General features: G+C 67.6%; 25 protein-coding genes and 2 pseudogenes. 13 read left to right on the forward strand and 14 right to left on the reverse strand.

Annotated features, from left to right (window positions below):
* Positions 1-8: 8 nt before the first annotated feature.
* The gene (fabI, locus tag ACOAMO_RS00605) at positions 9-782 is read right to left on the reverse strand and encodes an enoyl-ACP reductase FabI (RefSeq protein WP_420175663.1); all 774 of its coding nucleotides are present in this window, start codon (positions 780-782) and stop codon (positions 9-11) included.
* Positions 783-835: 53 nt separating this feature from the next.
* Positions 836-1,579, reverse strand: a complete 744-nt coding sequence (gene fabG / locus ACOAMO_RS00610; RefSeq protein ID WP_420175664.1) for a 3-oxoacyl-[acyl-carrier-protein] reductase — start codon at positions 1,577-1,579, stop codon at positions 836-838.
* A 150-nt stretch (positions 1,580-1,729) separates the two neighbouring features.
* Here fabG and ACOAMO_RS00615 point away from each other — a divergent pair, with 150 nt between their 5' ends.
* The 5 genes from ACOAMO_RS00615 to ACOAMO_RS00635 all read left to right on the forward strand — a co-directional run bounded on the left by ACOAMO_RS00615 (position 1,730) and on the right by ACOAMO_RS00635 (position 4,822).
* Complete coding sequence (locus ACOAMO_RS00615; protein WP_420175665.1) at positions 1,730-2,101, forward strand: DUF3099 domain-containing protein; 372 nt, start codon at positions 1,730-1,732, stop codon at positions 2,099-2,101.
* Between the two features lie 81 nt (positions 2,102-2,182).
* The gene (locus ACOAMO_RS00620; protein WP_420175666.1) at positions 2,183-2,986 is read left to right on the forward strand and encodes an SURF1 family protein; all 804 of its coding nucleotides are present in this window, start codon (positions 2,183-2,185) and stop codon (positions 2,984-2,986) included.
* Entirely contained in the window at positions 2,970-3,716 is a 747-nt protein-coding gene (locus tag ACOAMO_RS00625) for an SDR family oxidoreductase (RefSeq protein ID WP_420175667.1), read from the forward strand. The genes ACOAMO_RS00620 and ACOAMO_RS00625 overlap by 17 nt, the downstream gene beginning before the upstream one ends.
* 11 nt (positions 3,717-3,727) lie before the next feature.
* A complete protein-coding gene (locus ACOAMO_RS00630) occupies positions 3,728-4,534 on the forward strand; it encodes a putative RNA methyltransferase (protein ID WP_420175668.1) in 807 nt (268 codons plus the stop codon).
* Between the two features lie 9 nt (positions 4,535-4,543).
* Entirely contained in the window at positions 4,544-4,822 is a 279-nt protein-coding gene (locus tag ACOAMO_RS00635; protein WP_420175669.1) for a hypothetical protein, read from the forward strand.
* On the opposite strand, the pseudogene ACOAMO_RS00640 reads toward ACOAMO_RS00635, so the two are convergent.
* The 3 genes and pseudogenes from ACOAMO_RS00640 to ACOAMO_RS00650 all read right to left on the reverse strand — a co-directional run bounded on the left by ACOAMO_RS00640 (position 4,823) and on the right by ACOAMO_RS00650 (position 8,446).
* Positions 4,823-5,556: pseudogene (locus ACOAMO_RS00640) on the reverse strand (DeoR/GlpR family DNA-binding transcription regulator). It lies immediately after the preceding gene.
* Positions 5,557-5,763: 207 nt separating this feature from the next.
* A complete protein-coding gene (locus ACOAMO_RS00645; protein WP_420175670.1) occupies positions 5,764-7,623 on the reverse strand; it encodes an ABC transporter ATP-binding protein in 1,860 nt (619 codons plus the stop codon).
* A 34-nt stretch (positions 7,624-7,657) separates the two neighbouring features.
* Positions 7,658-8,446 (reverse strand): helix-turn-helix domain-containing protein, encoded by a 789-nt coding sequence (locus ACOAMO_RS00650; protein WP_420175671.1) that lies wholly within the window; start codon positions 8,444-8,446, stop codon positions 7,658-7,660.
* A 260-nt stretch (positions 8,447-8,706) separates the two neighbouring features.
* Between ACOAMO_RS00650 and ACOAMO_RS00655 the strand changes: the two genes are divergently transcribed.
* Complete coding sequence (locus ACOAMO_RS00655) at positions 8,707-9,675, forward strand: excalibur calcium-binding domain-containing protein (RefSeq protein WP_420175672.1); 969 nt, start codon at positions 8,707-8,709, stop codon at positions 9,673-9,675.
* Between the two features lie 3 nt (positions 9,676-9,678).
* On the opposite strand, the gene ACOAMO_RS00660 is transcribed toward ACOAMO_RS00655, so the two are convergent.
* Positions 9,679-11,277, reverse strand: a complete 1,599-nt coding sequence (locus tag ACOAMO_RS00660) for an ABC-F family ATP-binding cassette domain-containing protein (protein ID WP_420175673.1) — start codon at positions 11,275-11,277, stop codon at positions 9,679-9,681.
* Between the two features lie 55 nt (positions 11,278-11,332).
* Here ACOAMO_RS00660 and thpR point away from each other — a divergent pair, with 55 nt between their 5' ends.
* Positions 11,333-11,899 (forward strand): RNA 2',3'-cyclic phosphodiesterase, encoded by a 567-nt coding sequence (gene thpR / locus ACOAMO_RS00665; RefSeq protein WP_420175674.1) that lies wholly within the window; start codon positions 11,333-11,335, stop codon positions 11,897-11,899.
* A gap of 195 nt (positions 11,900-12,094) precedes the next feature.
* On the opposite strand, the gene ACOAMO_RS00670 is transcribed toward thpR, so the two are convergent.
* The 8 genes from ACOAMO_RS00670 to ACOAMO_RS00705 form a co-directional block, all read right to left on the reverse strand.
* Positions 12,095-12,445, reverse strand: coding sequence for a metal-sulfur cluster assembly factor (locus ACOAMO_RS00670; RefSeq protein WP_420176940.1), 351 nt, complete (start codon positions 12,443-12,445; stop codon positions 12,095-12,097).
* A 103-nt stretch (positions 12,446-12,548) separates the two neighbouring features.
* On the reverse strand, positions 12,549-12,992 hold the full coding sequence (sufU, locus tag ACOAMO_RS00675) for a Fe-S cluster assembly sulfur transfer protein SufU (RefSeq protein WP_420175675.1): 444 nt from the start codon (positions 12,990-12,992) through the stop codon (positions 12,549-12,551).
* Positions 12,989-14,314, reverse strand: coding sequence for a cysteine desulfurase (locus tag ACOAMO_RS00680; protein WP_420175676.1), 1,326 nt, complete (start codon positions 14,312-14,314; stop codon positions 12,989-12,991). The genes sufU and ACOAMO_RS00680 overlap by 4 nt, the downstream gene beginning before the upstream one ends.
* 80 nt (positions 14,315-14,394) lie before the next feature.
* Entirely contained in the window at positions 14,395-15,156 is a 762-nt protein-coding gene (sufC, locus tag ACOAMO_RS00685) for a Fe-S cluster assembly ATPase SufC (protein ID WP_420175677.1), read from the reverse strand.
* A 1-nt stretch (position 15,157) separates the two neighbouring features.
* Positions 15,158-15,538 carry a non-heme iron oxygenase ferredoxin subunit gene (locus ACOAMO_RS00690; RefSeq protein ID WP_420175678.1) on the reverse strand — a complete coding sequence of 127 codons (381 nt, stop codon included), beginning with the start codon at positions 15,536-15,538 and terminating at the stop codon, positions 15,158-15,160.
* Positions 15,535-16,713, reverse strand: coding sequence for a Fe-S cluster assembly protein SufD (gene sufD, locus ACOAMO_RS00695; protein ID WP_420175679.1), 1,179 nt, complete (start codon positions 16,711-16,713; stop codon positions 15,535-15,537). Before sufD ends, ACOAMO_RS00690 begins: the two co-directional genes overlap by 4 nt.
* An 82-nt stretch (positions 16,714-16,795) precedes the next feature.
* Positions 16,796-18,244, reverse strand: coding sequence for a Fe-S cluster assembly protein SufB (sufB, locus tag ACOAMO_RS00700; protein WP_420175680.1), 1,449 nt, complete (start codon positions 18,242-18,244; stop codon positions 16,796-16,798).
* 3 nt (positions 18,245-18,247) lie between these two features.
* Positions 18,248-19,009 carry a helix-turn-helix transcriptional regulator gene (locus ACOAMO_RS00705; protein ID WP_420175681.1) on the reverse strand — a complete coding sequence of 254 codons (762 nt, stop codon included), beginning with the start codon at positions 19,007-19,009 and terminating at the stop codon, positions 18,248-18,250.
* Positions 19,010-19,110: 101 nt separating this feature from the next.
* On the opposite strand from ACOAMO_RS00705, the pseudogene ACOAMO_RS00710 reads away from it, so the two are divergent.
* From ACOAMO_RS00710 to ACOAMO_RS00735, 6 genes and pseudogenes are all read left to right on the forward strand, one after another.
* A pseudogene (locus tag ACOAMO_RS00710) lies at positions 19,111-19,356 on the forward strand (sugar ABC transporter permease); the annotation flags it as partial.
* Between the two features lie 340 nt (positions 19,357-19,696).
* Positions 19,697-21,130: an MFS transporter gene (locus ACOAMO_RS00715; protein WP_420175682.1), complete on the forward strand. Its 1,434-nt coding sequence runs from the start codon at positions 19,697-19,699 to the stop codon at positions 21,128-21,130.
* 142 nt (positions 21,131-21,272) lie between these two features.
* Positions 21,273-22,718, forward strand: coding sequence for a threonine synthase (gene thrC / locus ACOAMO_RS00720; protein WP_420175683.1), 1,446 nt, complete (start codon positions 21,273-21,275; stop codon positions 22,716-22,718).
* Positions 22,715-23,425: an ABC transporter ATP-binding protein gene (locus ACOAMO_RS00725; RefSeq protein WP_420175684.1), complete on the forward strand. Its 711-nt coding sequence runs from the start codon at positions 22,715-22,717 to the stop codon at positions 23,423-23,425. Before thrC ends, ACOAMO_RS00725 begins: the two co-directional genes overlap by 4 nt.
* Positions 23,422-24,183: an ABC transporter permease gene (locus tag ACOAMO_RS00730; protein ID WP_420175685.1), complete on the forward strand. Its 762-nt coding sequence runs from the start codon at positions 23,422-23,424 to the stop codon at positions 24,181-24,183. Before ACOAMO_RS00725 ends, ACOAMO_RS00730 begins: the two co-directional genes overlap by 4 nt.
* Positions 24,171-25,079 (forward strand): COX15/CtaA family protein, encoded by a 909-nt coding sequence (locus tag ACOAMO_RS00735; protein WP_420175686.1) that lies wholly within the window; start codon positions 24,171-24,173, stop codon positions 25,077-25,079. The genes ACOAMO_RS00730 and ACOAMO_RS00735 overlap by 13 nt, the downstream gene beginning before the upstream one ends.
* Positions 25,080-25,110 lie beyond the last annotated feature (31 nt).

The raw sequence follows: 25,110 nt of genomic DNA on the forward strand, positions 1-25,110 counted from the left end.
GGATCGGCTCAGCCACCGGTGCTGTGCACGCCTCCGTCGACGTGGATCATCTCGCCAGTGGTCTTGGGGAACCAGTCGCTGAGCAGTGCGACGACGCCCTTGGCGGTGGGCACCGCGTCGGTGGTGTCCCATCCCAGCGGTGAGCGGTCGCTCCAGGTGTCGTTGAAGGTGTTGGAGCCGGGGATCGCCTTCTTGGCGATGGTGTCCAGCGGCCCGGCGGCGACGATGTTGCAGCGCACGCCTTCGGAGCCCAGGTAGCGCGCCAAGTAGCGGCTGGTGGATTCCAGGGCGGCCTTGGCCACCCCCATCCAGTCATAGGTGGGCCACGAGATGCGCGCGTCGAAGGTCAGGCCGACCACGGAGACGTCGTCGCTGAACAGCGGCTTGCAGGCCATGGTGAGGCTGGCCAGCGAGTAGGCGGAGACCTGCAGGGCATTGGCCACGTCGGGCCACGGGGTGGTCAGGAAGCCACCGCCCAGGGCGGTCTCGGGATTCGCGTAGGCGATCGAGTGCACGATGCCGTCGATCTTCTCGATGCCGTTCTCACGCAGCGTGTAGGCCAGGTTCGCCAGGTGCTCGTCGTCGGTGACGTTGAGCTCGATCACCGCCGGCGCCGGGTCGAGCGACTGGCTGACGCGCTTGGTGAGGCTCATGGCGCGGCCGAAGTTGCTCACCACGACGGTGGCACCCTGCTCCTGCGCGATCTTCGCCACCTGGTAGGCGATGGACGTCTTGTGGGTCACACCGGTGACCAGGATGGACTTGCCTTCGAGGATTCCCATGGATTGCCTTCTGTGCTGGGGTCTTGCGCTGTTGGTGGGCAGTGGTGCGGGGCTCAGTGTCCCATGCCCAGGCCGCCGTCGACCGGCAGCACGGCACCGGTGACGTAGCCGGCCGCATCGCTGGTGAGGTAGCGCACCGCGGCCGCGATGTCATCGGTGCTGCCGAGCCGGCCCGTGGGGATGCGCTGCTGGTAGCCCTTGATGACATCCTCGTCGAGCACGGCGGTCATGTCGGTCTCGATGAAGCCGGGGGCCACCACATTGCAGGTGATGCCTCGGCTGCCGAGCTCGCGAGCCACGCTGCGGGCCATGCCCACCAGGCCGGCCTTGCTGGAGGAGTAGTTCACCTGGCCGGCCGAGCCCATCAGGGCCACCACGGAGCTGACCAGCACGATGCGACCGTGCTTGAGCTTCATCATGGGGCGCACGGCGCGCTTGACCACGCGGAAGGTTCCGGTCAGGTTGGTGTCGAGCACGGCCTCCCAGTCCTCGTCCGACATACGCATCAGCAGGCCGTCCTTGGTGATGCCGGCATTGGCCACCAGGATCTCGACCGGGCCGTGGGCGTCCTCGACGGCCTTGAAGGCTGCCTCCACCTGCTCGGGGTCGGTGATGTCACACTGCACGCCCAGCACGCCCTCGGGCACGTCCCCGGAACGGTAGGTGGCGGCCACCTTGTGGCCCGCACGCAGCAGGTCGGCGGCGATCGCACGTCCGATGCCCTTGCTGCCTCCGGTCACCAGCACGCTGCGCTGGACGAAGGATTCGGTCTGGGTCTGGGCGGTGTCATGGCTCACCCTTGCCACGCTAGGCGAGCCGTCGTCTGCGAAGGCTGTCTGCGGTCACAATGTCGATCGGGCTTCTTTGGAGGAATCCTCAGCTCAGCCCCTCGCATCCCCAGCGGAACACATGGCCCAACTCCCGCCGCAAGGTCGTACAGTGGCGCTGTGGCCAACACCAGGACAGCATCACGCCGGACGAGCACGCGCCCGTCGGAGCTCGACCCTGTCCTCATCACCGATGCGCGCCGCTCACGCAGCGAGGACATCGAGATGCGGCAACGCCGCTATGTGATGACGATGGTGATCCGCACCACCTGCTTCTGCACCATGTTCTTCGTTCCCGGGATCTGGAAGATCGCGGCCATCGCCGGCGCGGCCATCCTGCCCGGAATCGCCGTCCTGCTGGCCAATGCCCGCGACAATCGCACCCATCCCGGTGATCTGGCGCCCCAGGACGAGGAAGCGGAGTCCCTGCCGATGCTGACTCCCGGGCCGGTGATCCGCGGCGAGGTGGACGACGAGCACCACAGCCGCTGACCTGCCGCAGCCGCTGACCTGCCGCAGCCGCTGACCTGCCACAGCCGCTGACCTGCCAGCGTGAAGGGTACGGTGGGTGGCGTGAAGAAACTGTGGCTGCGATGGATTGCACTGGTGGTCTTCGTCGTGCTGCTCGGTTCCCTGTTCATCCGATTGGGCGAGTGGCAGATGCACCGTCTCGACTGGCGACGCGGGGAGAATGCGCGCATCACCAACTACCAGAAGCAGCCCGTCAAGCCCTACGAGGAGGTCTTCTCCGGGCCCGTGGGGCATGAGGACCAGTGGCAGCGGGTGCGCGTCAAGGGAACCTACGACGCCAAGCACCAGATCCAGGCCCTGTACCGCAACCAGAACGACCAGGCCGGCAGTGAGGTCTTCACCCCACTCAAGGCCACCGATGGCCGCTACGTGCTGGTCAACCGCGGCTTCCTGCCCCGTGAGCAGGGCGGTTCCGAGGTGGCGACCCTGCCTGCTCCCCCCACCGGCGTGGTCGAGGTGACCGGCTATGTGCGCCGCAGCGAGAACGGCAAGCCGCAGGCGATGACCCCGCAGGACGGACTGCTGGTGCGCTTGGTCAATGCCGAGGAACTCTCCAAGACCCTGCCGTACACCCTGGCCGACGGTTACATCGGCCTGACCGAGTCGAAGCCCGCGCAAAGCGGGGGGCTGCTGCCGATGACCACCCCGGAGCTCGACGAGGGCCCGCACCTGTCCTATGCGCTGCAGTGGTTCGCCTTCACCGTGATCGCGGTGGGCGGCGTCTTCGTCCTGATCCGCAATGACCTGAAGGACCGCAAGAAGGCCTTGGTCCGCGCCGAGCGGCGTGCCCGCAAGCAGGCCGAGGCCGCCAAGAACCAGGAGGTTGACGATGCAGCTAGGGCATGAGGGCAAGGTCTTCGTCGTGACGGCGGCCAGTTCCGGTCTGGGGCTGGCCACTGCCCGTGAGCTGGTGGCCGAGGGGGCCAAGGTGGTGCTGGTGGCCCGCACCCAGGAGCGATTGGAGGCTGTTGGCAAGGAGCTGGGGGCGCTGACCCTGGCCGCCGATCTGGCCGATCCACGGACACCGCAGCGTGCCGTTGCCCTGGCCGTTGAGGAGTACGGCCGCATCGATGGCGCCTTCGTGAGCGTCGGAGGCCCGCCCAAGGGCACCGTGCTGGAGACCAGCGACGAGACCTGGCAGTCGGCCTTCGAGATGGTCTTCCTGCCTGCCATGCGGATGGCTCGCGAGGTCTTCGCCGCCAATCCGGCCGCCCGGATCGGTTACGTGCTGTCGGTCTCGGCCAAGTCCCCGCTGCCCCAGATGGCGCCCAGCAATGGGCTGCGCCCGGGGCTGGCGATGTTGGTGAAGCAGCTGGCCGACGAGGTGGGTCCCCAGGGCGGCAGGGCCTTCGCCATCTCCCCCGGCATGATCGCCACCGCGCGCATGGACCACCTCTACTCCCAGGCAGATGACCCTGCCGCGGCCCGCGCACAGGACGAGGAGAACATTCCGCTGGGGCGCCTCGGTGAGCCCGAGGAATTCGGCCGCACCGCCTGCTTCCTGCTCTCGGATGCGGCCTCCTATGTCTCGGGCAGCGTGATCGCCGTCGACGGCGGGATGCTGCGCGCCCTGTGACCGAAAGACACATGGCGCTTGATGCCGCCCTGGGGCTGTTGGCCTGCCCCACTTGTGCGGCCCGGTTGAGTCGTGACGGGGGCAGCCTGTTGTGCCAGCAGGGCCACCGCTTCGACATCGCCCGCCAGGGCCACGTGAACCTGCTGGGTCGTGCGGCTCCCGCCAATGCCGACACCGCCCAGATGGTCGCCGCCCGGGCGCGTTTCCTCGGCGCCGGGCACTACCAGCCGATCGTCGAGGCCCTTCGGTCACGGGTGCGGCAGGCCTCGCGGATCGTCGAGGTGGGGGCTGGCACCGGTCACTACCTGGCCGGGGTCTTGGACTCCCAACCCGACGCGGTCGGGCTGGCAACCGATGTCTCGCCCTTAGCTGCCCGTCGTGCCGCGAAGGCGCATGACCGGATGGGGTCGGTGGTGGCCGACACGTGGGCGGGGCTGCCCATCCGCTCCGGCGCTGCCGACGTGCTGCTGTGCGTCTTCGCGCCGCGCAATCCGACGGAATTCGCCCGGATCTGCCGCCAAGGATCGCTGCTGCTGGTGGTCACCCCCAATGACGGGCACCTGGCGCAGGCACGTGAACGCCTCGGACTGTTGGGCATCCAGGACGACAAGCTGGCCAAGCTGAACCGCTCCCTGTCAGGTGCCTTCGAGGCGATCTGGAGCCAACGGATCCGCTGGACGATGGAGCTGGACGCGGCTGCGGTGACGGACCTGGTGCAGATGGGCCCCAATGCCTTCCACGAGCACGGCCAGGCCGCCGAGCCCCTGACCGTCGACGCGGACGTGCAGCTCAGCGTCTTCCGGCGCCCCATCTGCTGAGAGTGGGTCTTGGCCCCGCCTCGAGTAGCGTCGGGTGCCTACCTGGTGCTGGAGCAGTCCCCTGCGCTGATCGGCGAGCGACACCAGCGGCTGCAGCCCGGTTTGAACCACCTGGCCTTCACCGCCTCGTCCCGCGCCGAGCTGGATGGGATTCGACGTGATGCGCCCGCCCACGGGTGGCGCGAATTGTTCGCCGAGCAGTACCCCACGGCGGGCGGACCGGAACACATCGCACTCTTCCTGGAGGACGCGCAGGGTTTCGAGGTGGAGGTCGTCGCCACCCACTGATCACCGCGCGATGTGGACTCGAACCCCGGCGGCGATGAAGTCGTCCAGCAGCTCCGGCGGCGCCTCCGGTGTGGTGACCAGGTCGTCGACGTCCTCGATGGAGCCGAAGCGGAAGGTGGAGGTGCGGGTCAGCTTGTCCCCCGTCGCGGCCAGCACGATCCGAGCGGAGGCGGCGATGATGGCCCGTTTGATCTGGGCGTCCTCGTGCGTGGTGACGGTGAGTCCCTGGGCCGGGTTCACCGAACAGGCCCCCATGACCGCGAGGTCGGCACGGAAATCCGCCAAGGCCGCCAAGGACGCGGCGCTGCCACTGGCAGGCTCGGGTACTGCGCCGGACCGCCGGGGGTGATGACCGCTGGGCCGGCCTCGGCACTCAGCTCCACGGCCGCCCGCAGTGACATGCACAGGGCCGTGACACGCCGCCCGACGAGAGCCCGGGCCACCACGTCCATGGTCGAGCCATTGTCGAGGATGAGCGACATGTCGTCGCTGACCAGACCGCCGACCAGGCCTGCGATGGCCTGCTTGCCCTCGGCATTCTCTGCGGCGCGCAGTTCATAAGGCAGCGGGGCGCCACGCAGGTCCGTCGCCACGGCTCCCCCGTGGACCCGCCGCAACAACCCATGACCTTGGAGGTCGGCGAGGTCTCGCCGGATGGTCACGGGCGACGCCCCGGTCAGCTCGCTGAGGGCCTCGACCGAGACCAGTTGCCTCCCGAGCGCCTGGATGATCATTTTCTGGCGAGATGATCGTTGCACATGATCATTTGATCACAGACTCTGAGGCCATGACGAAATTCTGGAACAAGATCTGGTCCGCGCTGTCCACCAAGGGGCTGGCGGTGACCGGCAAGGTGCTCTTCGGCGACGCGGACGAAGGCGCCAGCGCATGAACCATACCGACCACGCCTGCCTTCCGCGTCGTCGCGGCCCAGCGGGGCCTCACTCGAACTGCGAGTGGTACAGCTGGGCGTAGGGGCCGTCGGCCGCCAGCAGTTCAGCATGGGTCCCGCGCTCGACGATGCGGCCGGCCTCCAGCACCAGGATCTGGTCTGCGGCGCGCACCGTCGACAGGCGGTGGGCGATGACCACGGAGGTGCGATCGGTCATCGCGGCATCGAGCGCATGCTGCACCGCAACCTCGGACTCACTGTCCAAGTGGGCCGTGGCTTCGTCGAGAACCACGATCGGCGGGGCCTTCAGCAACAGTCGCGCAATCGCGAAGCGCTGACGCTCACCGCCCGAGAGGCGGTAGCCGCGCTCCCCCACCATGGTGTCCAGCCCGTCGGGCAGTCGATCCACCAGGGGCAGGATCTGGGCAGCCGCCAGGGCGTCGCGCATCTGCTGCTCGGTGGCACCGGGGGCCCCGTAGGCCAGGTTGTTGCGGATGGTGTCGTGGAACATGTGCGCGTCCTGCGTCACGTAGCCCACCATCTCCTGCAAGGAGGCCTGGGTCAGCTCGCGCACGTCGTCGCCGCCGATCCGCACGGTGCCCTCGGTGACGTCGTAGAGCCGCGTGAGCAGGTTCGTGACCGTGGTCTTGCCGGCGCCCGATGGGCCCACCAGGGCGATCGTCTCGCCGGGTTCGGCGCGGAAACTCACCCCGTCGAGCACCTGCTGGTTGCGGCTCTCCTGACCGGGGGTCACCGGTTCCAGCGACGGCAGCGAGACCAGCTCCGGGTCGGGGTAGGTGAAGCTGACGTCGTCGAACTCGATCGAGGCGCGGCCCGAGGCGGTGCGGGCATCCGGCGCGTCGGTGATCAGCGGCTTGAGGTCGAGCACCTCGAAGACACGCTCGAAGCTGACCAGGGCGCTCATCACGTCGACGCGCACATTGGTGAGCTGCACCAGCGGGCCGTAGAGGCGCGCCAGCAGACCCGCCAGCGCGGTCAGGGTTCCCACCGTCAGGCTGCCCTTGATCGCCATCCAGCCGCCGGCACCGTAGACCAGCGCCGTGGCCAAGGCGGCCACCAGGGTCATCGCCGTCATGAACAACCGCCCCACCATGGCGATGGTGACGCCCGTCTCACGCACCTGTGCGGCCTTGTCGGCGAACATGTCGTGCTCGTCGGCGGGCCGGCCGAAGAGCTTGACCAGCAGCGCACCGGAGACGGTGAAGCGCTCGGTCATCATGGCCGACATGTCGGCGTTGAGCTGCATCGAGTCACGCGTCAGGCCCGCGAGGCGGCCACCGACGATGCGTGCCGGAATCAGGAAGACCGGCAGCAGCACCAGCGAGGCCAAGGTCAACTGCCAACTCAGCGAGACCATGGCTGCCAGCACCAGCACCAGCGAGATGACATTGCTCAACACACTGGACAAGGTCGTGGTGAAGGCACGCTGGGCCCCGAGCACGTCCGACTGGAGGCGGCTCACCAGCTTTCCCGTGTGGGTACGGGAGAAGAAAGCCAGCGGCATCGAGCTGACGTGGTCGAAGACCTGCGTGCGCAGGTCATAGATGAGGCCCTCGCCCACGCGCGCCGAACACCAGCGCTGCAGGATGCCGAGTGCGGCCTCCAGGACGGCAAGCAAGGCAACGACGCCTGCCATCTTCCACACCAACGACGTGTCGCCCTTGAGCACACCGTCGTCGACGATCGTCTTGAACAGCAGCGGTGGCACCACGCCTGCGATGGCGCTCAGCACCACGCACAGCAGGAATACCGCCAGCAGTCCCTTGTAGGGCCGGCCATAGCCAGCCACCCTTCGTACCGTTCCGGGGGCGAGATTGTGGTTCTTCACCTCGGGGTCCTTGCGCAGGCCCCCCATCATCCGGCCTCCGGGGCCACCCATCATGCTCATCGTGGCTCCCGTCCGCCCGGCCTGTACGGCTGGGCTACTTGTCCTTGTTCTTCTTCTTGGACTTCTTGTCCTTCTTCGGCTTGGCAGGCTTGTCCTGCTTGGACTTCTCCTGCTTGGACTTGTCCTTCTTGCCGGAGGACGACTTGTCCTTCTTGACCTTCTTGGCCTTCGAATCAGGCTTGGTCTTCTGATCAGGCGTGGTCTTCTTCTCGGACTTGGGCTTCTCGGCCTTGCCGGAGGACGCCTGCTTCGCGGGCTTGTCGTCCTTCTTCGGCTTGGCGGGCTTCGCCTCGTCCTTGGCCGGCTTGTCACTCTTCGACGCGCCAGTCTTGTCCTTCTTGGACTTCTTGATCTTCGACGCTGCGGGCTTCTGGTCAACCGCGCTGGCCCGGGACTCCTTCACCGCCTTGACGGGGGTCACCGTCGTGACGGGGGTCTCCTGGGCTGGCTCCACTGCCGCGTCGTCCTCCTCAACCACGGCGGCGGTGGATCTATTCCCACTGCGGGCAGGCTTGGTCGGCGACGGGCGACCGGCCGTGCTCCTGCGAGCGCGACTTCCACCCCGTGCCACTCGGGCACGGGCGGCCCCGGCTTCTCCTCGGGTGGCGCCCCCGCGGCCTCGCAAGGTCACCCCGGCTTCCTTCAACATCCCCTGCACCCAGCCATAGGAGCGGCCAAGATCATCGGCCATGGACCTGATGGCCTCGCCCTGGGCATAGCGTTCCGCCAGTTCCTTGCCCAGCGCAATGCGCTGGTCACCGACGATTCGCACGCCGGGCGCCAGTCGTGGCTTGCGCTGCCCTCCGCTTGTTGATTCCGTCATGGCCCCGCTCCTTGTCTCGGTTCCACCGCTGCCCTGCCGGTGTGTCCAAGATCAAATCACGTCGGGCGACGAAAATCAGCAGCCGCTCCGGAATCCGCCCCGCCTCGGCAAAACAAGGACCAAGTGGGCTCCTCGGTGAGTTCGCATGATAGTTCTGGCCCTACAACCAAACACTCTTAGGAAATTGAATGTCTCCTGTATCTCATGGCGCCTTGCGTCTTGCCGCCATCACGGCCTCTGGTCTTCTCGTCGGATCCTGCTTGGTCCAGCCTTCACAGGCACGCTCCCTGCCCTCGGTCTCCTTCCGGAGCTGTGCCCAAGCCAAGGCTGCTGGTTACAGCAACATGCGCGCCGGTGAGCCCGGTTATTCCAAGAACCTTGACCGCGACGGTGACGGTGTTGCCTGCGAGGATGCATCTGGTGATCCGGCTCCTGCCCCAGCCCCCAAGCCGAAGCCCACCACCACCGCCCAGCCCAAACCAATCGTCGAGAATCCCGTCTCCGCCGGGCGCATCTACTCCGTCGCCACGAATGGCACTTTGCAACTCGCCACCGGGACCCTGGGCAGCGGTATGAAGCCCCAAGGGCAGAAGGGCACGGGGTGGGGCGGCATGTCCTATCTTGCGCAGATCAACAGCCTCGTCGGGGACGGCAACCGCGACCTGCTGGCTCGTCGTGCCTACGACAATTCCCTGTGGTTGTACGCAACCACGACCAGCGGTGGCGCACAGACCTACGGCAAGGTTGGCCAGAACTGGGGCGGCATGGATCAGATTGTCCCGACCTTCAACCTTGGCGGGGGCAGCACGCAGTATGTCGTGGCCCGCCGCAAGAGTGACGGCGCCCTGTTCCGTTACGGCCTCACCCCCAAGGGCCTCACTTCGGCAGTGCAGATCGGTCGCAACTGGAATGGGATGCGTCAGATCGTCGGTGTCGGTGACTTCAACCGTGACGGGCGCGCCGACGTGCTCGGCCTGCGTCAGGACGGCCAACTCTGGTTCTACCAAGGAACCACCAAGGCCACGCTCGGCGCAGGCAAGAAGGTCGGCCAAGGATGGAACAACTTCGATCTGGCCTTCTGCCCGGGTGACCTCAGCTCCGACCAGCGCTACGACCTCGTCGGCCGCCGAAACGACGGCCTCCTCTTCGGATACGAGAACCGCAACGGTTCCTGGGGCGTGGCCAAGCAGATCATGTCGGGAACCAACACCTACAAGCTGATGGCCTGATCCTCAGGCCAGGGCGACGATCTCGCGATAGTCGTCACTCCACAGGTCCTCGTCCCCGTCGGGGAGCAGCAGCACCCGGTCGGGGTCGAGGGCGTCGACGGCCCCGGCATCATGGGTCACCAGCACGATCGCCCCTGTGTAGCTCGCGATCGCCTTCAGCACTTCTTCGCGGCTGGCCGGGTCGAGGTTGTTGGTGGGCTCGTCGAGCAGCAGCAGATTGGCCGAGCTGACCACCAGCATTGCCAGCGCCAGCCGGGTCTTCTCACCACCCGACAGCACGCGGGCGGGCTTCTCGACGTCGTCGCCGGTGAACAGGAAACTGCCCAGCACCTTGCGGCACTCGGTGGCATTCATGTTCGGGGCGCTGGCCACCATGTTGTCCAGGACGCTGGCCGACAGGTCGATGAGGTCGTGCTCCTGGGCGAAGTAGCCGATCCGCAGGCCGTGCCCGGGGATCAACTGGCCGGTGTCGGATTCCTCCACCCCCGCCAGGATCCGCAGCATGGTGGTCTTGCCGGCGCCGTTGAGCCCCAGGATGACCACCTTGGAGCCCTTGTCGATGGCCAGGTCGACGCCGGTGAAGACTTCCAGGGAGCCGTAGGACTTGCTCAGTCCCTCGGCCATCAGCGGCACCTTGCCCACCGGGGCGGGCTCCGGGAAGCGGATGTTGGCCACCTTGTCGGCCTCGCGTTCCGCCTCCAGCCCCGAGAGCATGCGCTCGGCACGGCGGGCCATGTTGTGAGCGGCTGCGGCCTTGGTGGCCTTGGCGCCGAGCTTGTCGGCCTGCAGCAGCAACTGGGCGGCCTTCTTCTCGGCATTGGCGCGTTCCCGGCGGCGACGCTTCTCGTCGGTCTCACGCTGCTTGAGGTAGAGCTTCCACCCCATCGAGTAGATGTCGATCTCGGCGCGGTTGGCGTCCAGGTGGAAGACCTTGTTGACGGTGGCCTCCAGCAGGCCGGTGTCGTGGCTGATCATGAGCAGGGCGCCGGGATAGGTCTTGAGGAAGTCACGCAGCCAGCTGATCGAGTCGGCATCGAGGTGGTTGGTGGGCTCGTCGAGCAGCAGGGTGTCGGCGCCGGAGAACAGGATTCGGGCCAGCTCGATGCGGCGGCGCTGACCACCCGAAAGGTTCTGCAGCGGCTCGGCGAGCACCCGGTCGGGCAGGTTGAGGTTGGCCGCAATCCGGTGGGCCTCGCTCTCGGCCCCATAACCGCCGGCCGAGATGAACTGTGCCTCGGCCTTGGCATAGGCGCTCATCGCCTGCTCTCGTTCGGCTCCCGTGGCCGAGCTCATCTTCTCTTCGAGATCACGCATCTTGATGATCACTCGATCGAGTCCCCGAGCCGACAGGATGCGGTCTCGGGCCAGCATGCTCAGGTCGCCATCGCGGGGATCCTGCGGGAGGTAGCCGAGCTGACCGGAACGGGTCACCTGCCCACCGGCGGGCAGGCCTTCACCGGCCAGGATTCGAGTGAGGGTGGTCTTGCCGGCGCCATTGCGCCCCACCAGACCGATCCGGTCTCCAGGGATCACCTGGAAGGAGATGGGAGACAACAACAGGCGGGCACCCGCCCGAACTTCGAGATCCTTGACTTGCAGCACGTCGTCAAGTGTCCCATCCCGACCCCCAATGCCACTAAACCGCTAGCGTCGGGCCATGACGACCCGTCGCCTGTTCACCGCGATCCTGCCGCCGCTGCGAGTGAGGCAGGAACTGCTCGCACAGCTGCCCGAAAGCCGTCGCGACGACGCAGGGCTGCGGTTGACCCAGCCCAGCTGGTGGCACGTGACGCTCACCTTCACCGGTTCGGTGCCCGAAGCGGCCCTGCCCCACTACCGCCGAGCACTGGCGGTGGCGGCCGACAGTCAGCCACCCTTTCCGCTCTCGATCGCTGGAGGGGACGCCTTCCCCAGATTGAGCTCGGGACGCCACGTGATGGCCCTGTTGGACGACCCCCTGGGTGGTCTACCGGCCTTGGCCCACGCGGGCCGTCAGGCAGCGCTCGATGCGCGGATCAGCGTCGAGGACCGGGCATACCGGCCGCACCTCACGGTGGGCCGCACCAACCGCCCCCGCGATCTTCGTGGCCAGGCCGGCTGGCTCCAGGGGTTGCGCACCGAGCCCTGGCAGGCGACTCAGATGGTGCTGGTGGAGACCCTCCTCGATCCCCGCGGAGGCCCTGCCGCACACCGAATCGTGGACCGTTGGGAGCTGGCAGGCTGACGGCAGCGCCCCAGCCCAAGGCATGGCAGGCCATTGAAGAACCTCGCAAAGACCGACAGAATCCTTGTGTGGCAGGGTTTTCGGCCCACGAAGAGCGGTGCCGGGCCTGCACACACGCCAACGGCGGGCCGGAACCCCTGTGGGGGAGGTTCGGGCCCGCCGTTGGTCATTCCCGCTCGGGAAATTGCGTCCGGGTCAGACGTTGAAGCCGATGCTTCGCAGCTGCTCGCGGCCATCATCGCTGATCATCTCCAGCGACCACGGCGGCAGCCAGACCCAGTTGATGGTTGCGCTGTTGACCAGGCCTTCGAGGGCGGCGTGGGTGTCGTCCTCGATCCGGTCGGTCAACGGGCAGGTCGGGCTGGTGAGCGTCATGTCGATGGTGCAGTCATTGTTCTCATCGACGTGGATGCCGTAGACGAGGCCGAGGTCAACCACGTTGACCATCAGTTCGGGGTCGACCACGTCACGCATGGCCTCCTCGACGTCCTCGACGCTGGTGACTCCAGCGGCGGGCACGCCGGTGGGCAGCTCGTCCTTGACCAGATCGGACGGACGCTGCCCGGCGCCCGCCTCGGGCGTGGCCTGGGTGGCCTCTTCAGGGGTGTTGGACACCGCGTTCTCCTTGCTTGTTGAAGTCTGGGTTGGTTCAGCCCTGGTCTGACTGGGCGCGCAGGACCGCATCGCGGACCGCCGACCAGCCGAGCATGGCGCACTTCACCCGCGCCGGGAACTGGGAGACCCCGACGAAGGCGATGCCGTCCTCCAGCCGATCCTCGTCGGGTTCGGCATTGCCCTGGCTCTGCATCATCTCCAGGAACTCGTCGTGCAGGGCCATCGCGTCGTCCACCTCGCGGTCGATGAGCAGCTCGCTCATCACGCTGGTGGAGGCCTGCGAGATGGAGCATCCCTCGGCGTGGTAACTGACGTCGGCGATGCGGCTGCCGTCGAGCTGCACGCGCAGCGTGATCTCGTCACCGCACGAGGGGTTCACGTGGTGCACCTCGGCCTGGAAGGGGTCGCGCAGGCCGGAGTTCAGCTTCTCCCGGTAGTGGTCCAGGATGATCTCCTGGTACATCTGCTCAACGCTCACGACTGTCCCTTCTTGTTGAGGCGCTGCTGGCGACGGCGTCGGATGCTGCTACCGTCGGCCCCACTCAGCCTTGAACCAAAGAAGTCCTTGGTCCATTCCAGCGCCGCTCCCAGTGCCTCCACTTCCTCGGGCGTGGTGTAGAGGTAGCCGGAGGCGCGCACCGACGACTGGATGCCCAGCCGGTCGTGCAGCGGACGGGCGCAGTGCTGCCCACCCCGGATCGCGACGCCGCGCGAGTCGAGCATCTGCATGATGTCGTGCGGATGCACGCCGTCCAGGGCGAAGGAGACCGCTCCCCCGCGCTCGACGGCCTCGGTCGGCCCCAGGATGCGCAGTCCGTCGATGGCCTGCAGGCGCTTCAGCACCAGTTCGGTGATGTGGTGTTCGTGCGCCGCGATGCGTTCCATGCCGATCGCATCGACATAGTCGATGGCGGCGGCCAGTCCGACGGCCTGGGCGATGGGTGGGGTCCCGGCCTCGAAGCGGTGCGGCGGCGGCGCATAGGTGGAGCCGGTCATCCGGACCACCTCGATCATCTCGCCTCCCCCCAGGAAGGGCGGCAGGCTCTCCAGCAGTTCCATGCGCCCCCACAGGACGCCGACGCCGGTCGGTCCGCAGATCTTGTGGCCGGTGAAGACCAGCAGGTCGCAGCCCAGCGCGGTGACGTCGGTGGCCCGCTGCGGGACACCCTGCGATCCGTCCACCACGACGGTGGCACCCACGGCATGGGCCTGCTCGGCGATCGTCGCGATCGGGTTGACGGTGCCCAGCACATTGCTGATCCAGGTCAGCGAGACCACCTTGGTGCGCTCGTTGACCAGCCCGTCACGCTCGGCGCCTTCAAGATCAAGACGTCCCTCGTCGGTGATGTCGAACCAGCGCAGCGTGGCGCCGGTGCGTTCACAGACCATCTGCCACGGCACGATGTTGGAGTGGTGCTCCATGACGCTGACCAGCACCTCGTCGCCCGGCCCGAGGCCGGCGCCCAGGGTGTTGGCGGCCAGGTTCAGGGCCTCGGAGGCGTTCTTGGTGAAGACCACCTCCTCGGGCTGAGCCGCACCGATGAAGGCGGCGACCCGAGCGCGAGCCGATTCGAAAGCCTCGGTGGCCTCGCCGCCCAGCATGTGCATGGCGCGCGCCACATTGGCGTTGTGCTGCAGGTAGTGCTCGCTGATCGCGTCGGCCACCTGCCGGGGCTTCTGCGAGGTGTTGGCGCTGTCGAGGTAGACCAGCGGATGCTCCCCCACCGTGCGGGAGAGGATCGGGAAGTCGGCCCGGATGCGTTCCACGTCAAGACCCGTTGGGGCCAGGGACTGATTCATGTGGTGCTCCTTGTAGTGGCCCCAGTGGGGCCCGGTGGTGGCGCCGCAGCCGGTGCGACGCCACCACGAATGGGTGCGGCTCAGGCCTGGGCGGCCTGCAGGTACTTCTCGTAACCCTCCGACTCGAGCTGCTCGGCCAGCTCCTTGCCACCCTCGGCGACCATGCGGCCGTCGACGAAGACGTGCACGTGGGTGGGGTTCACGTAGCGCAGGATGCGGGTGTAGTGGGTGATCAGCAGCACGCCGCGGTCGCCCTGGGCGCTGTAGCGGTTGATGCCCTCGCTGACCACGCGCAGCGCGTCGATGTCCAGACCCGAGTCGGTCTCGTCGAGCACCGCCATCTTGGGGTTCAGCAGCTCCAGCTGGGCAATCTCGTGACGCTTCTTCTCGCCACCGGAGAAGCCCTCGTTCACCGAACGGGCGGCGAACTCCTTGTCCAGGTTCATGCGCTCCAGCGAGGCGTTGACGTCCTTGACCCAGGTGCGGACCTTGGGGGCCTGGCCGTCCAGGGCGGTCTTGGCGCTGCGCAGGAAGTTGGCCACGCTCACGCCGGGCACCTCGACGGGGTACTGCATCGCCAGGAAGAGTCCGGCGCGGGCCCGCTCGTCGACGCTCATCTCGGTGATGTCCTCACCGTCGAGCAGCACCTTGCCGGAGGTGATCGTGTACTTGGGGTGGCCGGCGATCGAGTAGGCCAGGGTGGACTTGCCCGAGCCGTTGGGGCCCATGATGGCGTGCACCTCGCCGTCGTTGATGACCAGGTTGACGCCCTTGAGGATCGGCTTGGGACCGGTCTCGGTCTCGACGTCCACGTGCAGGTCGATGATTTCCAGCTTCGACATCTCAGTTCTCCTTGTCGGCCGCGGCAGCGGCCGCAGAATCGTTCTCGTTGGTTGTGATCGGGTTGTCCAGGTCGACGAGCACCAGCCCGTCGGTGATGCGGACCGGGTAGACCGGCACGGGCTCGGTGGCCGGCAGGTCGAGCGGCTCGCCGGTGCGCAGGTCGAAGCGTGCGCCGTGCCGCCAGCACTCGATGGTGCAGCCCTCCACCTCGCCCTCGCTCAGGCGGATGGCGGCGTGCGAGCACTCGTCGGTGATGGCGAAGACGTCCTCGCCTGCTCGCACGATGGCGAGCGCGGCCTGCCCCTTGCCGGGCCGGTCCAGGACCACGCGGTGCGCGTCCTGCCCCAGCTCGGCTGCCTGGCAGACCTCGACGAAGCTCACCGGGCGCCTTCGGGGCTGACGGACTCCAGGAAGGAGAGCTCCTCCTCGACGGCCTCCTCCAGGCGCGCCTCCACGTCGGGCAGGCCCACCTTGCGGATGATCTCGAAGAAGAAGCCCTGCACCACCAGACGGCGGGCCTCCTTCTCGGGGATGCCGCGGCTCATCAGGTAGAAGAGCTGGTTGTCGTCGAAGTGACCCGTGGTGGACGAGTGACCGGCACCGGCGATCTCGCCGGTCTCGATCTCCAGGTTGGGGACGCTGTCGGCCTTGCAGCCGTCGGTGAGCACCAGGTTCTTGTTGGCCTCGTAGGTCTCGATGTCCTCGGCCACCTTGCGGATCAGCACGTCGCCGATCCACACCGAGTGCGCGCCTTCACCCTGCAGGGCTCCGCGGTAGTCCACATTGCTCTTGGTGCGCGGGGCGTTGTGGTCGACGAAGATGCGGTGCTGGATGTGCTGGCCGGCGTCGACGAAGTAGAGCCCGTACTGCTCCAGCTCGCCGCCGGGGCCGTCGTAGCGCACGTCCTCCTGCAGCCGGATCAGGTCGCCACCCAGGCTGGCGGTGATCAGCCGCACGTGGGCATCGCGGCCCACCATGACCGAGCGCTGCCCGCCGTGGACGGCGTCGTCGGCCCAGTCCTGCACGGTCACCACGGTGACCTGGGCGCCGTCGCCGACGCGGATGTCGGTCTTCTCGGCAAAGGTGGTGCTGCCCTTGAGATGGAGCACGAAGGTGACCTCGGCATGGGCGCCGATGGTGATCACGGTGTGCTCGCTGACCACGCCACCCTTGCCGGTGGCGGTCAGGACGACGGGCTCGCTCACCTGGGTGTCGGCCGGGACGTCGATGTGGACGCCGTAGGCGGCGTTCTGGCCCGCCAGGGCGGCGACGCGGTCGGTGGGGGCCTCGACGGACAGCTCACGGGCGCGAGCGATCTCCACCTGCTCCAGGCTGACGCCCTCGGGGATGCTGGTCTCCCAGTCGAGGTTGTCGGTGCTGGCCTGGGCCTGCAGCAGCGGGGCCAGACGCTTCATCGGGGTGAACCGCCAGATCTCCTCCCGGCCGGTGGGCTCGGGGTGGTCCGACAGCTCCCACGACGGGGTGGGGTGCAGGTGTGAGGCAACCGTCTCGAGCTCGAGTGCGCTCGCCACAGCGGGTGCGGTGTCAATGGACAACTGTGTGCTTCCTTCTTGGTCTATGGGCAGGCTGGGTGGTGTGGCCCCGCCAAGGCGGGGCCACGGGTGGACGGCGGCTGGATCAGCCCACGGCACCTTCCATCTGCAGCTCGATGAGGCGGTTGAGTTCCAGGGCGTATTCCATCGGCAGCTCGCGGGCGATCGGCTCGACGAAGCCGCGCACGATCATCGCCATCGCCTCGTCCTCCTCCAGACCACGCTGCATCAGGTAGAAGAGCTGGTCGTCGGAGACCTTGGAGACGGTGGCCTCGTGGGCCATCGACACGTCGTCCTCACGCACGTCGACGTAGGGGTAGGTGTCGGAGCGGCTGATCTGGTCCACCAGCAGGGCGTCGCACTTCACGCTGGATGCGGAGTGGCTGGCGCCCTCCTGCACCTCGACCAGTCCGCGGTAGGAGCTGCGGCCACCGCCGCGAGCCACCGACTTGGAGACGATCGACGAGCTGGTGTTGGGAGCGCAGTGCACCATCTTGGAACCGGCGTCCTGGTGCTGGCCCTCGCCGGCGAAGGCGATCGAGAGGGTCTCGCCCTTGGCGTGCTCACCCATCAGGTAGACCGCGGGGTACTTCATGGTCACCTTGGAGCCGATGTTGCCGTCGATCCACTCCATGGTGGCGCCCTCCTCACAGGAGGCGCGCTTGGTCACCAGGTTGAACACATTGTTCGACCAGTTCTGGATGGTGGTGTAGCGCACGCGGGCGTTCTTCTTGACCACGATCTCCACCACGGCCGAGTGCAGCGAGTCCGACTTGTAGATCGGCGCGGTGCAGCCCTCGACGTAGTGCACGTAGGAGCCCTCGTCGGCGATGATCAGCGTGCGCTCGAACTGGCCCATGTTCTCGGTGTTGATGCGGAAGTAGGCCTGCAGCGGGATCTCGACGTGGACGCCCTTGGGGACGTAGATGAACGAGCCACCCGACCACACGGCGGTGTTCAGCGCGGAGAACTTGTTGTCACCGGTGGGGATGACGGTGCCGAAGTACTCCTCGAAGATCTCGGGGTGCTCCTTGAGGGCGGTGTCGGTGTCCAGGAAGAGCACGCCCTGGCGCTCGAGCTCCTCGTTGATCTTGTGGTAGACCACCTCGGACTCGTACTGGGCGGCGACGCCGGCCACCAGGCGAGCCTTCTCGGCCTCCGGGATGCCCAGCTTGTCGTAGGTGTTCTTGATGTCCTCGGGCAGGTCCTCCCAGGACTGGGCCTGGCGCTCGGTGGAGCGCACGAAGTACTTGATGTTGTCGAAGTCGATCTCGCTCAGGTCGGCACCCCAGGTGGGCATCGGCTTGCGCCCGAAGAGCTTGAGGCCCTTCATGCGCTCCTTGAGCATCCACTCCGGCTCACCCTTCAGCTCGGAGATGTTGCGCACGACGGCCTCGTTGAGGCCACGCTGCGCGGCCGCACCGGCGTCGTCCTTGTCGTGCCATCCGAAGCGGTAGTTGCCCAGGGCGTCCAGGTGCTCGTCCTGCGAGGCACCGGTGCCGGGGACGACCGGCTTGTTCTGCAGGTCAGTCATGTCTCAGTTGGCCTTTCGATTGGATTCGTGGCTGGTGTCGTGTTGTGGGGAGTGCTCACCGGCAGTGAGCTCCTCGGGTCTGAAGAAGGGGATGTTGGTGGTGCAGATGCCGTCGCCGTGGGCGATGGTCGCCAGGCGCTGCACGTGGCTGCCCAGCAGGCGGCTGAACAGCTGAGTCTCGGCCTCGCACAGTTCGGGGAACTCCTCGGCCACGTGGGCCACCGGGCAGTGGTGCTGGCACAACTGCTCACCCAGCTGGGCGGGCTTGACGCTGGCCACGTAGCCGTCGGTGTTGAGCGCCTGGGCGAGCACCTCGGAGGCGGTCGCCTCGGGCTGCTCTGCGCGGATGCGGTGGTAGGCCGCCTCCACGTCGGCGACGCGCTGCTCGGCCAGGGCGCTGACCGCCGAGGGTCCGGCAGCCCGCACCAACTGGTGCAGCGCTTGCAGCGCCAGCTCGTCGTAGGCCTGGTAGAAGTTGCGTCGGCCCAGATCGGTGAGGGCGAAGACCTTGGCCGGCCGCCCCCGACCCCGCTGGCCGTAGACTCGTTGGTCGCGCGGCTCGATGTGGCCGTGCTCGGTGAGCACACCGAGGTGCCGGCGGATGGCGGCAGGGGTCAGGCTCAGCCGCTCCCCCAGCTCGACGGCCGTGCTCGGGCCGTGTTCCAGAATGGAGCGCGCCACCCGCTCGCGGGTCGTGGCGTCCTCTTCGGGTTCGACGACGCCAGGCTGCGGCGGGCGCACAGCTGTCTCGTCGTTTGTTTTCACAACGCCATTCTTACCTAATTACCCCCAAAGACAACAAGGAAGCCTGACCTAAGTAACTTCTGCCCTGCTCATCCCGCCTTCGGAACCCTTTGGCCCAGATGGTGGTGGCGCTGCTGAGCTTCAATGCCACCTTCACCGAATTCGTCATCGCCTCGGTGATCCTGGGCAATGACTCGTCCAAGTCCACCCTGGCCATCGGCCTGTACCAGTACGTCTCCACCGAGAACAACACCTACTGGCCGGTCTTCTCGGCCGGCGCGGTGCTGGCCGCCATCCCGGTGATGGTGCTCTTCCTGTGGCTGCAGAAGTACATCGTGAGCGGACTCACCGCGGGCGCCGTCAAGTAACCAGCTCTCCGCTGCCGACGACGGGCGGATCACCAGACCGGTGATCCGCCCGTTGCGGTGCGCCTGGGATGGCGGCCGAGTGGACTCGTCACCCCAGCGATGAAATAGTCATCCGTGTCAGCCTTGGACACGCCAGACACAAGGCTGCGAACCTCCATCATCGGTGAAATCGATGAATTGGCCGCTCCGGTCAATGGAAGCGCACCGGAGGCTCACTAGGTTCTTGCCCAGCTGTTCTGGCTCGAGCGGGCTGGCAGTGTTTCGTTCCACCGACCGAGGAGCCACACCGCCCTCGGCGCCACGGCCGCAGCGACGCGGCCCCGGACCGAAGCGAGCAAACATGCCCACAACGACCGAGAGCACGCCGCCGGTGCGCCCCGCACCCCAGCCTGACGTGACGCCGAACCCGGCACTGCGCAAGGCCACCTCCCTCTGGGTGGTCCTCATCTCTGCGATCGCCATCATCTTCGACGGCTATGACCTGGTGATCTACGGCACCGTCGTCCCCAGCTTCCTGGCAGACCCCAGCCACATCGGCCCCGTCAGCCCCGAACTGGCCGGGCAGCTGGGCAGCTACGCGCTGTTCGGCGTACTGGTCGGCGCGCTCAGTTGCGGCGCCGTCACCGACGTGATCGGCCGCCGCAAGGTGATGCTGCTGGCGATCGCCTGGTTCTCGGTGGGCATGGCCGCCACGGCGATGGCTCACTCGGCCACCGTCTTCGGCATCCTGCGCTTCGTCACCGGCATCGGTGTCGGTGCCCTGGTCGCCACCGCCGGCGCCATCGTCGCCGAGTTCGCACCGCCGAACCGTCGCCAGCTCTTCAACGCCATCGTCTACTGCGGCGTGCCCGCCGGTGGCGTGATGGCCTCGCTGTTCGCCATGCTGCTGCACTCCTCGATCGGCTGGCGCGGGCTCTTCCTGGTGGGTGCCTCCCCGATCCTCTTCCTGCTGCCGCTGGCCTGGTTCAAGCTGCCCGAATCGCCGCTGTGGCTCGAATCGCGCGGCCGCCACGAGGAGGCCCAGCAGTGGTCGGCCAAGACCGGCGTCCCGCTGGTGGCCCACAGCGCCCCCGTGGGCGCGGCGCCCGCTGCTCCCTCCACCGAACCGGTCGGCTTCGCCGCCCTGTTCTCGCGCAAGTACATCGTGGCAACCCTGTTCGTCGGCCTGATGAGCTTCACCGGCTTGCTGCTCACCTACGGCCTCAACACCTGGCTGCCGGTGATCATGGGCCAGCACGGCTTCAACACCCAGGGTTCGCTGCTCTTCCTGCTCACCCTGAACCTGGGCGCGGTCTTCGGCGCCATGAGCGCCTCGTGGATCGCCGACAAGATCGGTGCACGCGCCGTGATCGTGGCCCTGTTCGCCCTGGCAGCGGTCTGCCTGATGCTGCTGCCCTTCTCCTTCCCGCACGCCATCCTGCTGCTGCTCGTGGCCCTGGCCGGCATGGGCACCGTGGGCGTGCAGGTGCTGATCTACGGCTTCGGCTCCAACTTCTACGAGTCCCGTGCCCGCGGTGCCGGGGTGGCCTGGGTGGCTGGCTTCGGCAGACTGGGCGGCATCTTCGGCCCCCTGGTGGGTGGCTTCCTGATCGCCGCCGGCATCGACATCGTGCGCGCCTTCCAGATGTTCGCCATCGTGGCCCTGGCCGGCGGACTGTTCACCCTGGTGCCGCGCCAGCCCCGCTCGGCGCAGCAGGAGGCCCAGGCCGTCGAGATCGGTGCGGCCAAGCAGGGCATCGTCGACGAGACGGTCGTCGCCGCCCCCGCCAGCTGACGCCCGACTGACCGCGCTGCCCGCTGCCACCCCGCCCGGTGGCGGCGGGCAGCGTCGTCCCCGTACGCGGGGCGCCCTGTCAGCCACAGCCGGCCCATGGACCAGGCACGACGAGCCTGCCGCCCCGGCTAGGGTTGGGGCCGTGCGCTACGTCTCCACCCGATCCACGTCCGAGCAGCCCGGCCGCCCCTTCTGCGAGATCCTCCTCGAGGGCCTGGCCCCTGACGGGGGTCTCTACCTGCCCGAGAGCTACCCGCAGCTGGGAGCGCGGCTGGCCGACCTGCGGCAGGTCCTGGCCGAGGAGGGCTATGCCGGGCTCGGATTCGCGATCCTGAGCGAGTTCATCGACGACATTCCCGCCGACGACCTGCGCGGCATCTGCCGGCGCGCCTGGAACGAGGACGTCTTCGGCACCCCCGAGGTGGTTCCGGTCAGCCCCATCGGGGACGGGCACTTCCTGGCACACCTGAGCAATGGCCCCACCGCCGCCTTCAAGGACATGGCGATGCAGCTGCTGGGCCAACTCTTCGAGTACGAGCTCAGCCGCCGGGGCCGCGAACTGAACATCGTCGGGGCCACCAGCGGTGACACCGGATCGGCCGCTGAGTACGCCATGCGGGGCCGCCAGCACATTCGCGTGTTCATGCTCACCCCCAAGGGCCGCATGACCCCCTTCCAGCAGGCCCAGATGTTCAGCCTGGACGACCCGTCGATCGTCAACATCGCCGTCGAGGGCGTCTTCGACGACTGCCAGGACCTGGTCAAGGCCGTCAGCAATGACCTCGACTTCAAGAAGCAACACTCCATCGGCGCCGTGAACTCGATCAACTGGGCCCGTCTGGTGGCCCAGGTGGTCTACTACTTCGCCGCCTACTTCCGCACCACCACCGCAGACGACCAGCAGGTGGGCTTCTGCGTCCCCAGCGGAAACTTCGGCAACATCTGCGCCGGCCACGTCGCCCGGCAGATGGGTCTGCCGATCCACACGCTGCTGCTGGCCACCAATGAGAACAATGTGCTCGACGAGTTCTTCCGCACCGGCGTCTACCGGGTGCGGGCCAGCGCGGAGACCTTCGAGACCAGCTCGCCCAGCATGGACATCAGCAAGGCCTCGAACTTCGAGCGCTTCGTCTTCGACCTGCTCGGGCGGGACGGCGCCCGGGTCGCCGACCTGTTCGGACGCCAGCTGGCCGAACAGGGCTTCTTCGACCTGTCCGAGACCCCCGAGTTCGCCCGCATCCGTGAGGACTTCGGCTTCGCCAGCGGCTCGTCCACCCATGCGGATCGCGTCGCCACCATCAAGCGGCTCTTCGACGAGCAGCAGGTGATGATCGATCCGCACACCGCCGACGGTGTGAAGGTGGCACGGGAGTGGGCCGATCAGGGTGGTCAGCTGCCGATGATCGTGCTCGAAACCGCCCTGCCGGTGAAGTTCGCCGACACCATCCGTGAGGCGCTGGGCCGTGAGCCCGAGGTCCCCGCCGCCTTCGCCCACCTGGACGTCCTGCCCCGGCATGTCATCGACCTCCCCAAGGACGTCGACGCCCTCAAACAGCTCATCGACGAGCGGACTAGACTGCCACGGTGACTGCTCTGGAACTGCGTGATGTCGTCGTGCGCTTCGGCACCAAGCCGGCCCTCGACGCGCTCAGCCTGACCGCAGACGCGGGCCGGATCACCGCAGTGCTCGGCCCCAATGGTGCCGGCAAGACCACCATGATCCGCGTCTGCAATGGCCTGCTGAAGCCCGACTCCGGCAGCGTCAGCGTGCTCGGGCATCCGGCCGGCAGCCCGGAGGCGAGCATTCGGGTGGGCATGATGCCGCAGTCGACCGGCGCCTGGTCTGGCATCCGCGCCGGCGAACTGCTGCGCTACCTGGCCGGCCTGTACGCCAATCCCCAGCCCGTCGACGAGCTGATGAACCTGCTGGGCATCCACGACTTCGCCAAGACCCCCTATCGGCGCCTGTCGGGTGGTCAGCAGCAGAGCGTGAACCTGGCCGGTGCGCTGGTGGGGCGTCCCGAGCTGGTCTTCCTGGACGAACCCACCGCCGGCATGGACCCGCACGTGCGACGCCACACCTGGCAGGTGGTGCAGCAGTTGCGCGACAGCGGCGTGGCCGTGGTGCTCACCACCCATGCGATGGACGAGGCCCAGCAGCTGGCCGACCATGTCTGGTTGGTCGACCGGGGCCGGGTGGTGGTGGACGGCAGCGTCGCCGAACTCACCCGTGACCAGAGCCTGGAAGAGGTCTTCCTGGCCAACACCACCGCACGCGTGGGAGGCGGCGCATGAGCCTGGACTTCACCCCCGCACCGGCGGCCGCTGCCCGCGGCCGGATGGTGCGCAACCATGCGCTGACCGAGGCGTCGTTGATCCTGCGCAATGGGGAACAGCTGGTGGTGGCACTGGTCATCCCGCTGGCCCTGCTGCTCTTCGGACGCTTCGCCGGTGGCCGCTTCGGCATCGACGAGTCCTCGGTGGCCCCCAATGTGCTGACCCTGGCGGTGTGGAGCTCGTGCTTCACCTCGTTGGCGATCGCCACCGCCTTCGAGCGGCGCTATGGCGTGCTGGAGCGGCTTTCGGCCACTCCCCTGGGCCGCGGCGGGCTGCTCTCGGGCAAGGCGCTCGGAATCACCCTGGTGGCGCTGGGCCAGTTGGTGCTGCTGGGCGTGGTCGCGCTCGCCCTGGGCTGGCGCCCCCAGCCGGCTGCCGCGCAGTGGCCGGTGCTGCTGCTGGGCCTGCCGCTGGGAATGTTCGTCTTCGCCAACCTGGCCGTCGCGATGGCCGGCGTGCTGCGCGCCGAGGCCACGTTGGCCCTGGCCAATCTGGTCTACCTGATGGGGCTGGTGCTGGGCGGCATCATGTGGCCGGTGGCCAGCTACCCCGCTGCCACGCAGCCCGTCGTGGCGGCCCTGCCCACCGGAGCCCTGGGCGAGGTGGTGCGGCACTGGTCTGCCGGTTCCACCAGCTGGCTCCCCCTGTTCGTGCTGCTCGTCTGGGCAGTCATCTCGCACCTCCTGGCCCGAAAGGCATTCCGTTGGACGTCGTAGCCCCCACCACCCCTGCATCGTTCAAGGACCGCCTGTTCGGCACCCGACGGGCGCTGCGGGGCTGGAGCATCGCCAACCTGGTGGCCAACTGCGGCATCATCGTGACCGGCGCCGTGGTGCGGCTCACCGGGTCCGGGCTCGGGTGCGACACCTGGCCCAAGTGCAGCGCCGAGTCCTACACCGCCCACCCGGCCTTGGGATGGCACTCCTACGTGGAATTCGGCAACCGCACCCTGACCTTCGTGCTGCTGGCCATCGCCATCGCCACCGTCGTGACGGCCGTGTGCTCCGCCGCACCGCAGCGCGAGCGATTCCTGTCGTGGCTCATCCTGGCCGGCATCCCCTTCCAGGGCGTCATCGGTGGCATCACCGTGCTCACCCACCTCAATCCGTGGGTGGTAGCGCTGCACCTGCTGCTCTCGGTGCTGCTGATCGTGTGGTGCGTGCAACTCGTGCAGTGGACCGGCGACGGCGAGCAGGTGCCCGTCCCCACGCTGCAACGCCGCATCGTGCAGGCGATCTTCTGGCTGATGATGTTCGCCCTGTGGCTGGGCACCGTCGTGACCGGCGCCGGCCCCAATGCCGGTGACGAGCGGGTGCCGCGCAATGGCATGGACATCGAGTTCGTCGCCCGAGCCCATGCCTGGACCATCTGGGTGGTGGTGGCGCTGACCGTCCTGCTGCTGGTGCAGGCCATCACCACCGGCAACACCCGGCTGCGCACCCTGGTGCTGTGGCTGCTGGCCGCCGAACTGGTGCAGGGCGCCATCGGCTACGCCCAGTACTTCAACGGCCTGCCCATGGGCCTGGTGATCTGCCACATGATCGGCATCGGCCTGGTCACCACCGCCGTCAGCTGGCTCTACTACGGCACCCGCAAGGGCCTGCCCGCCTGACGGATCCGAGCGCAGCCGCTCCCCGAGCGCA

It is taken from the genome of Luteococcus struthionis (assembly GCF_048595755.1).
Classification (GTDB): domain Bacteria; phylum Actinomycetota; class Actinomycetes; order Propionibacteriales; family Propionibacteriaceae; genus Luteococcus.

Bases quoted from the DNA above. Each gene is read 5' to 3' on its own strand.
- fabI (WP_420175663.1), bottom strand. From the start codon at position 782: ATGGGAATCCTCGAAGGCAAGTCCATCCTGGTCACCGGTGTGACCCAC.
- ACOAMO_RS00625 (WP_420175667.1), top strand. From the start codon at position 2,970: ATGCAGCTAGGGCATGAGGGCAAGGTCTTCGTCGTGACGGCGGCCAGT.
- ACOAMO_RS00630 (WP_420175668.1), top strand. From the start codon at position 3,728: ATGGCGCTTGATGCCGCCCTGGGGCTGTTGGCCTGCCCCACTTGTGCG.
- ACOAMO_RS00645 (WP_420175670.1), bottom strand. From the start codon at position 7,623: ATGAGCATGATGGGTGGCCCCGGAGGCCGGATGATGGGGGGCCTGCGC.
- ACOAMO_RS00650 (WP_420175671.1), bottom strand. From the start codon at position 8,446: ATGACGGAATCAACAAGCGGAGGGCAGCGCAAGCCACGACTGGCGCCC.
- thpR (WP_420175674.1), top strand. From the start codon at position 11,333: ATGACGACCCGTCGCCTGTTCACCGCGATCCTGCCGCCGCTGCGAGTG.
- ACOAMO_RS00680 (WP_420175676.1), bottom strand. From the start codon at position 14,314: ATGAATCAGTCCCTGGCCCCAACGGGTCTTGACGTGGAACGCATCCGG.
- sufC (WP_420175677.1), bottom strand. From the start codon at position 15,156: ATGTCGAAGCTGGAAATCATCGACCTGCACGTGGACGTCGAGACCGAG.
- sufB (WP_420175680.1), bottom strand. From the start codon at position 18,244: ATGACTGACCTGCAGAACAAGCCGGTCGTCCCCGGCACCGGTGCCTCG.
- ACOAMO_RS00715 (WP_420175682.1), top strand. From the start codon at position 19,697: ATGCCCACAACGACCGAGAGCACGCCGCCGGTGCGCCCCGCACCCCAG.
- ACOAMO_RS00730 (WP_420175685.1), top strand. From the start codon at position 23,422: ATGAGCCTGGACTTCACCCCCGCACCGGCGGCCGCTGCCCGCGGCCGG.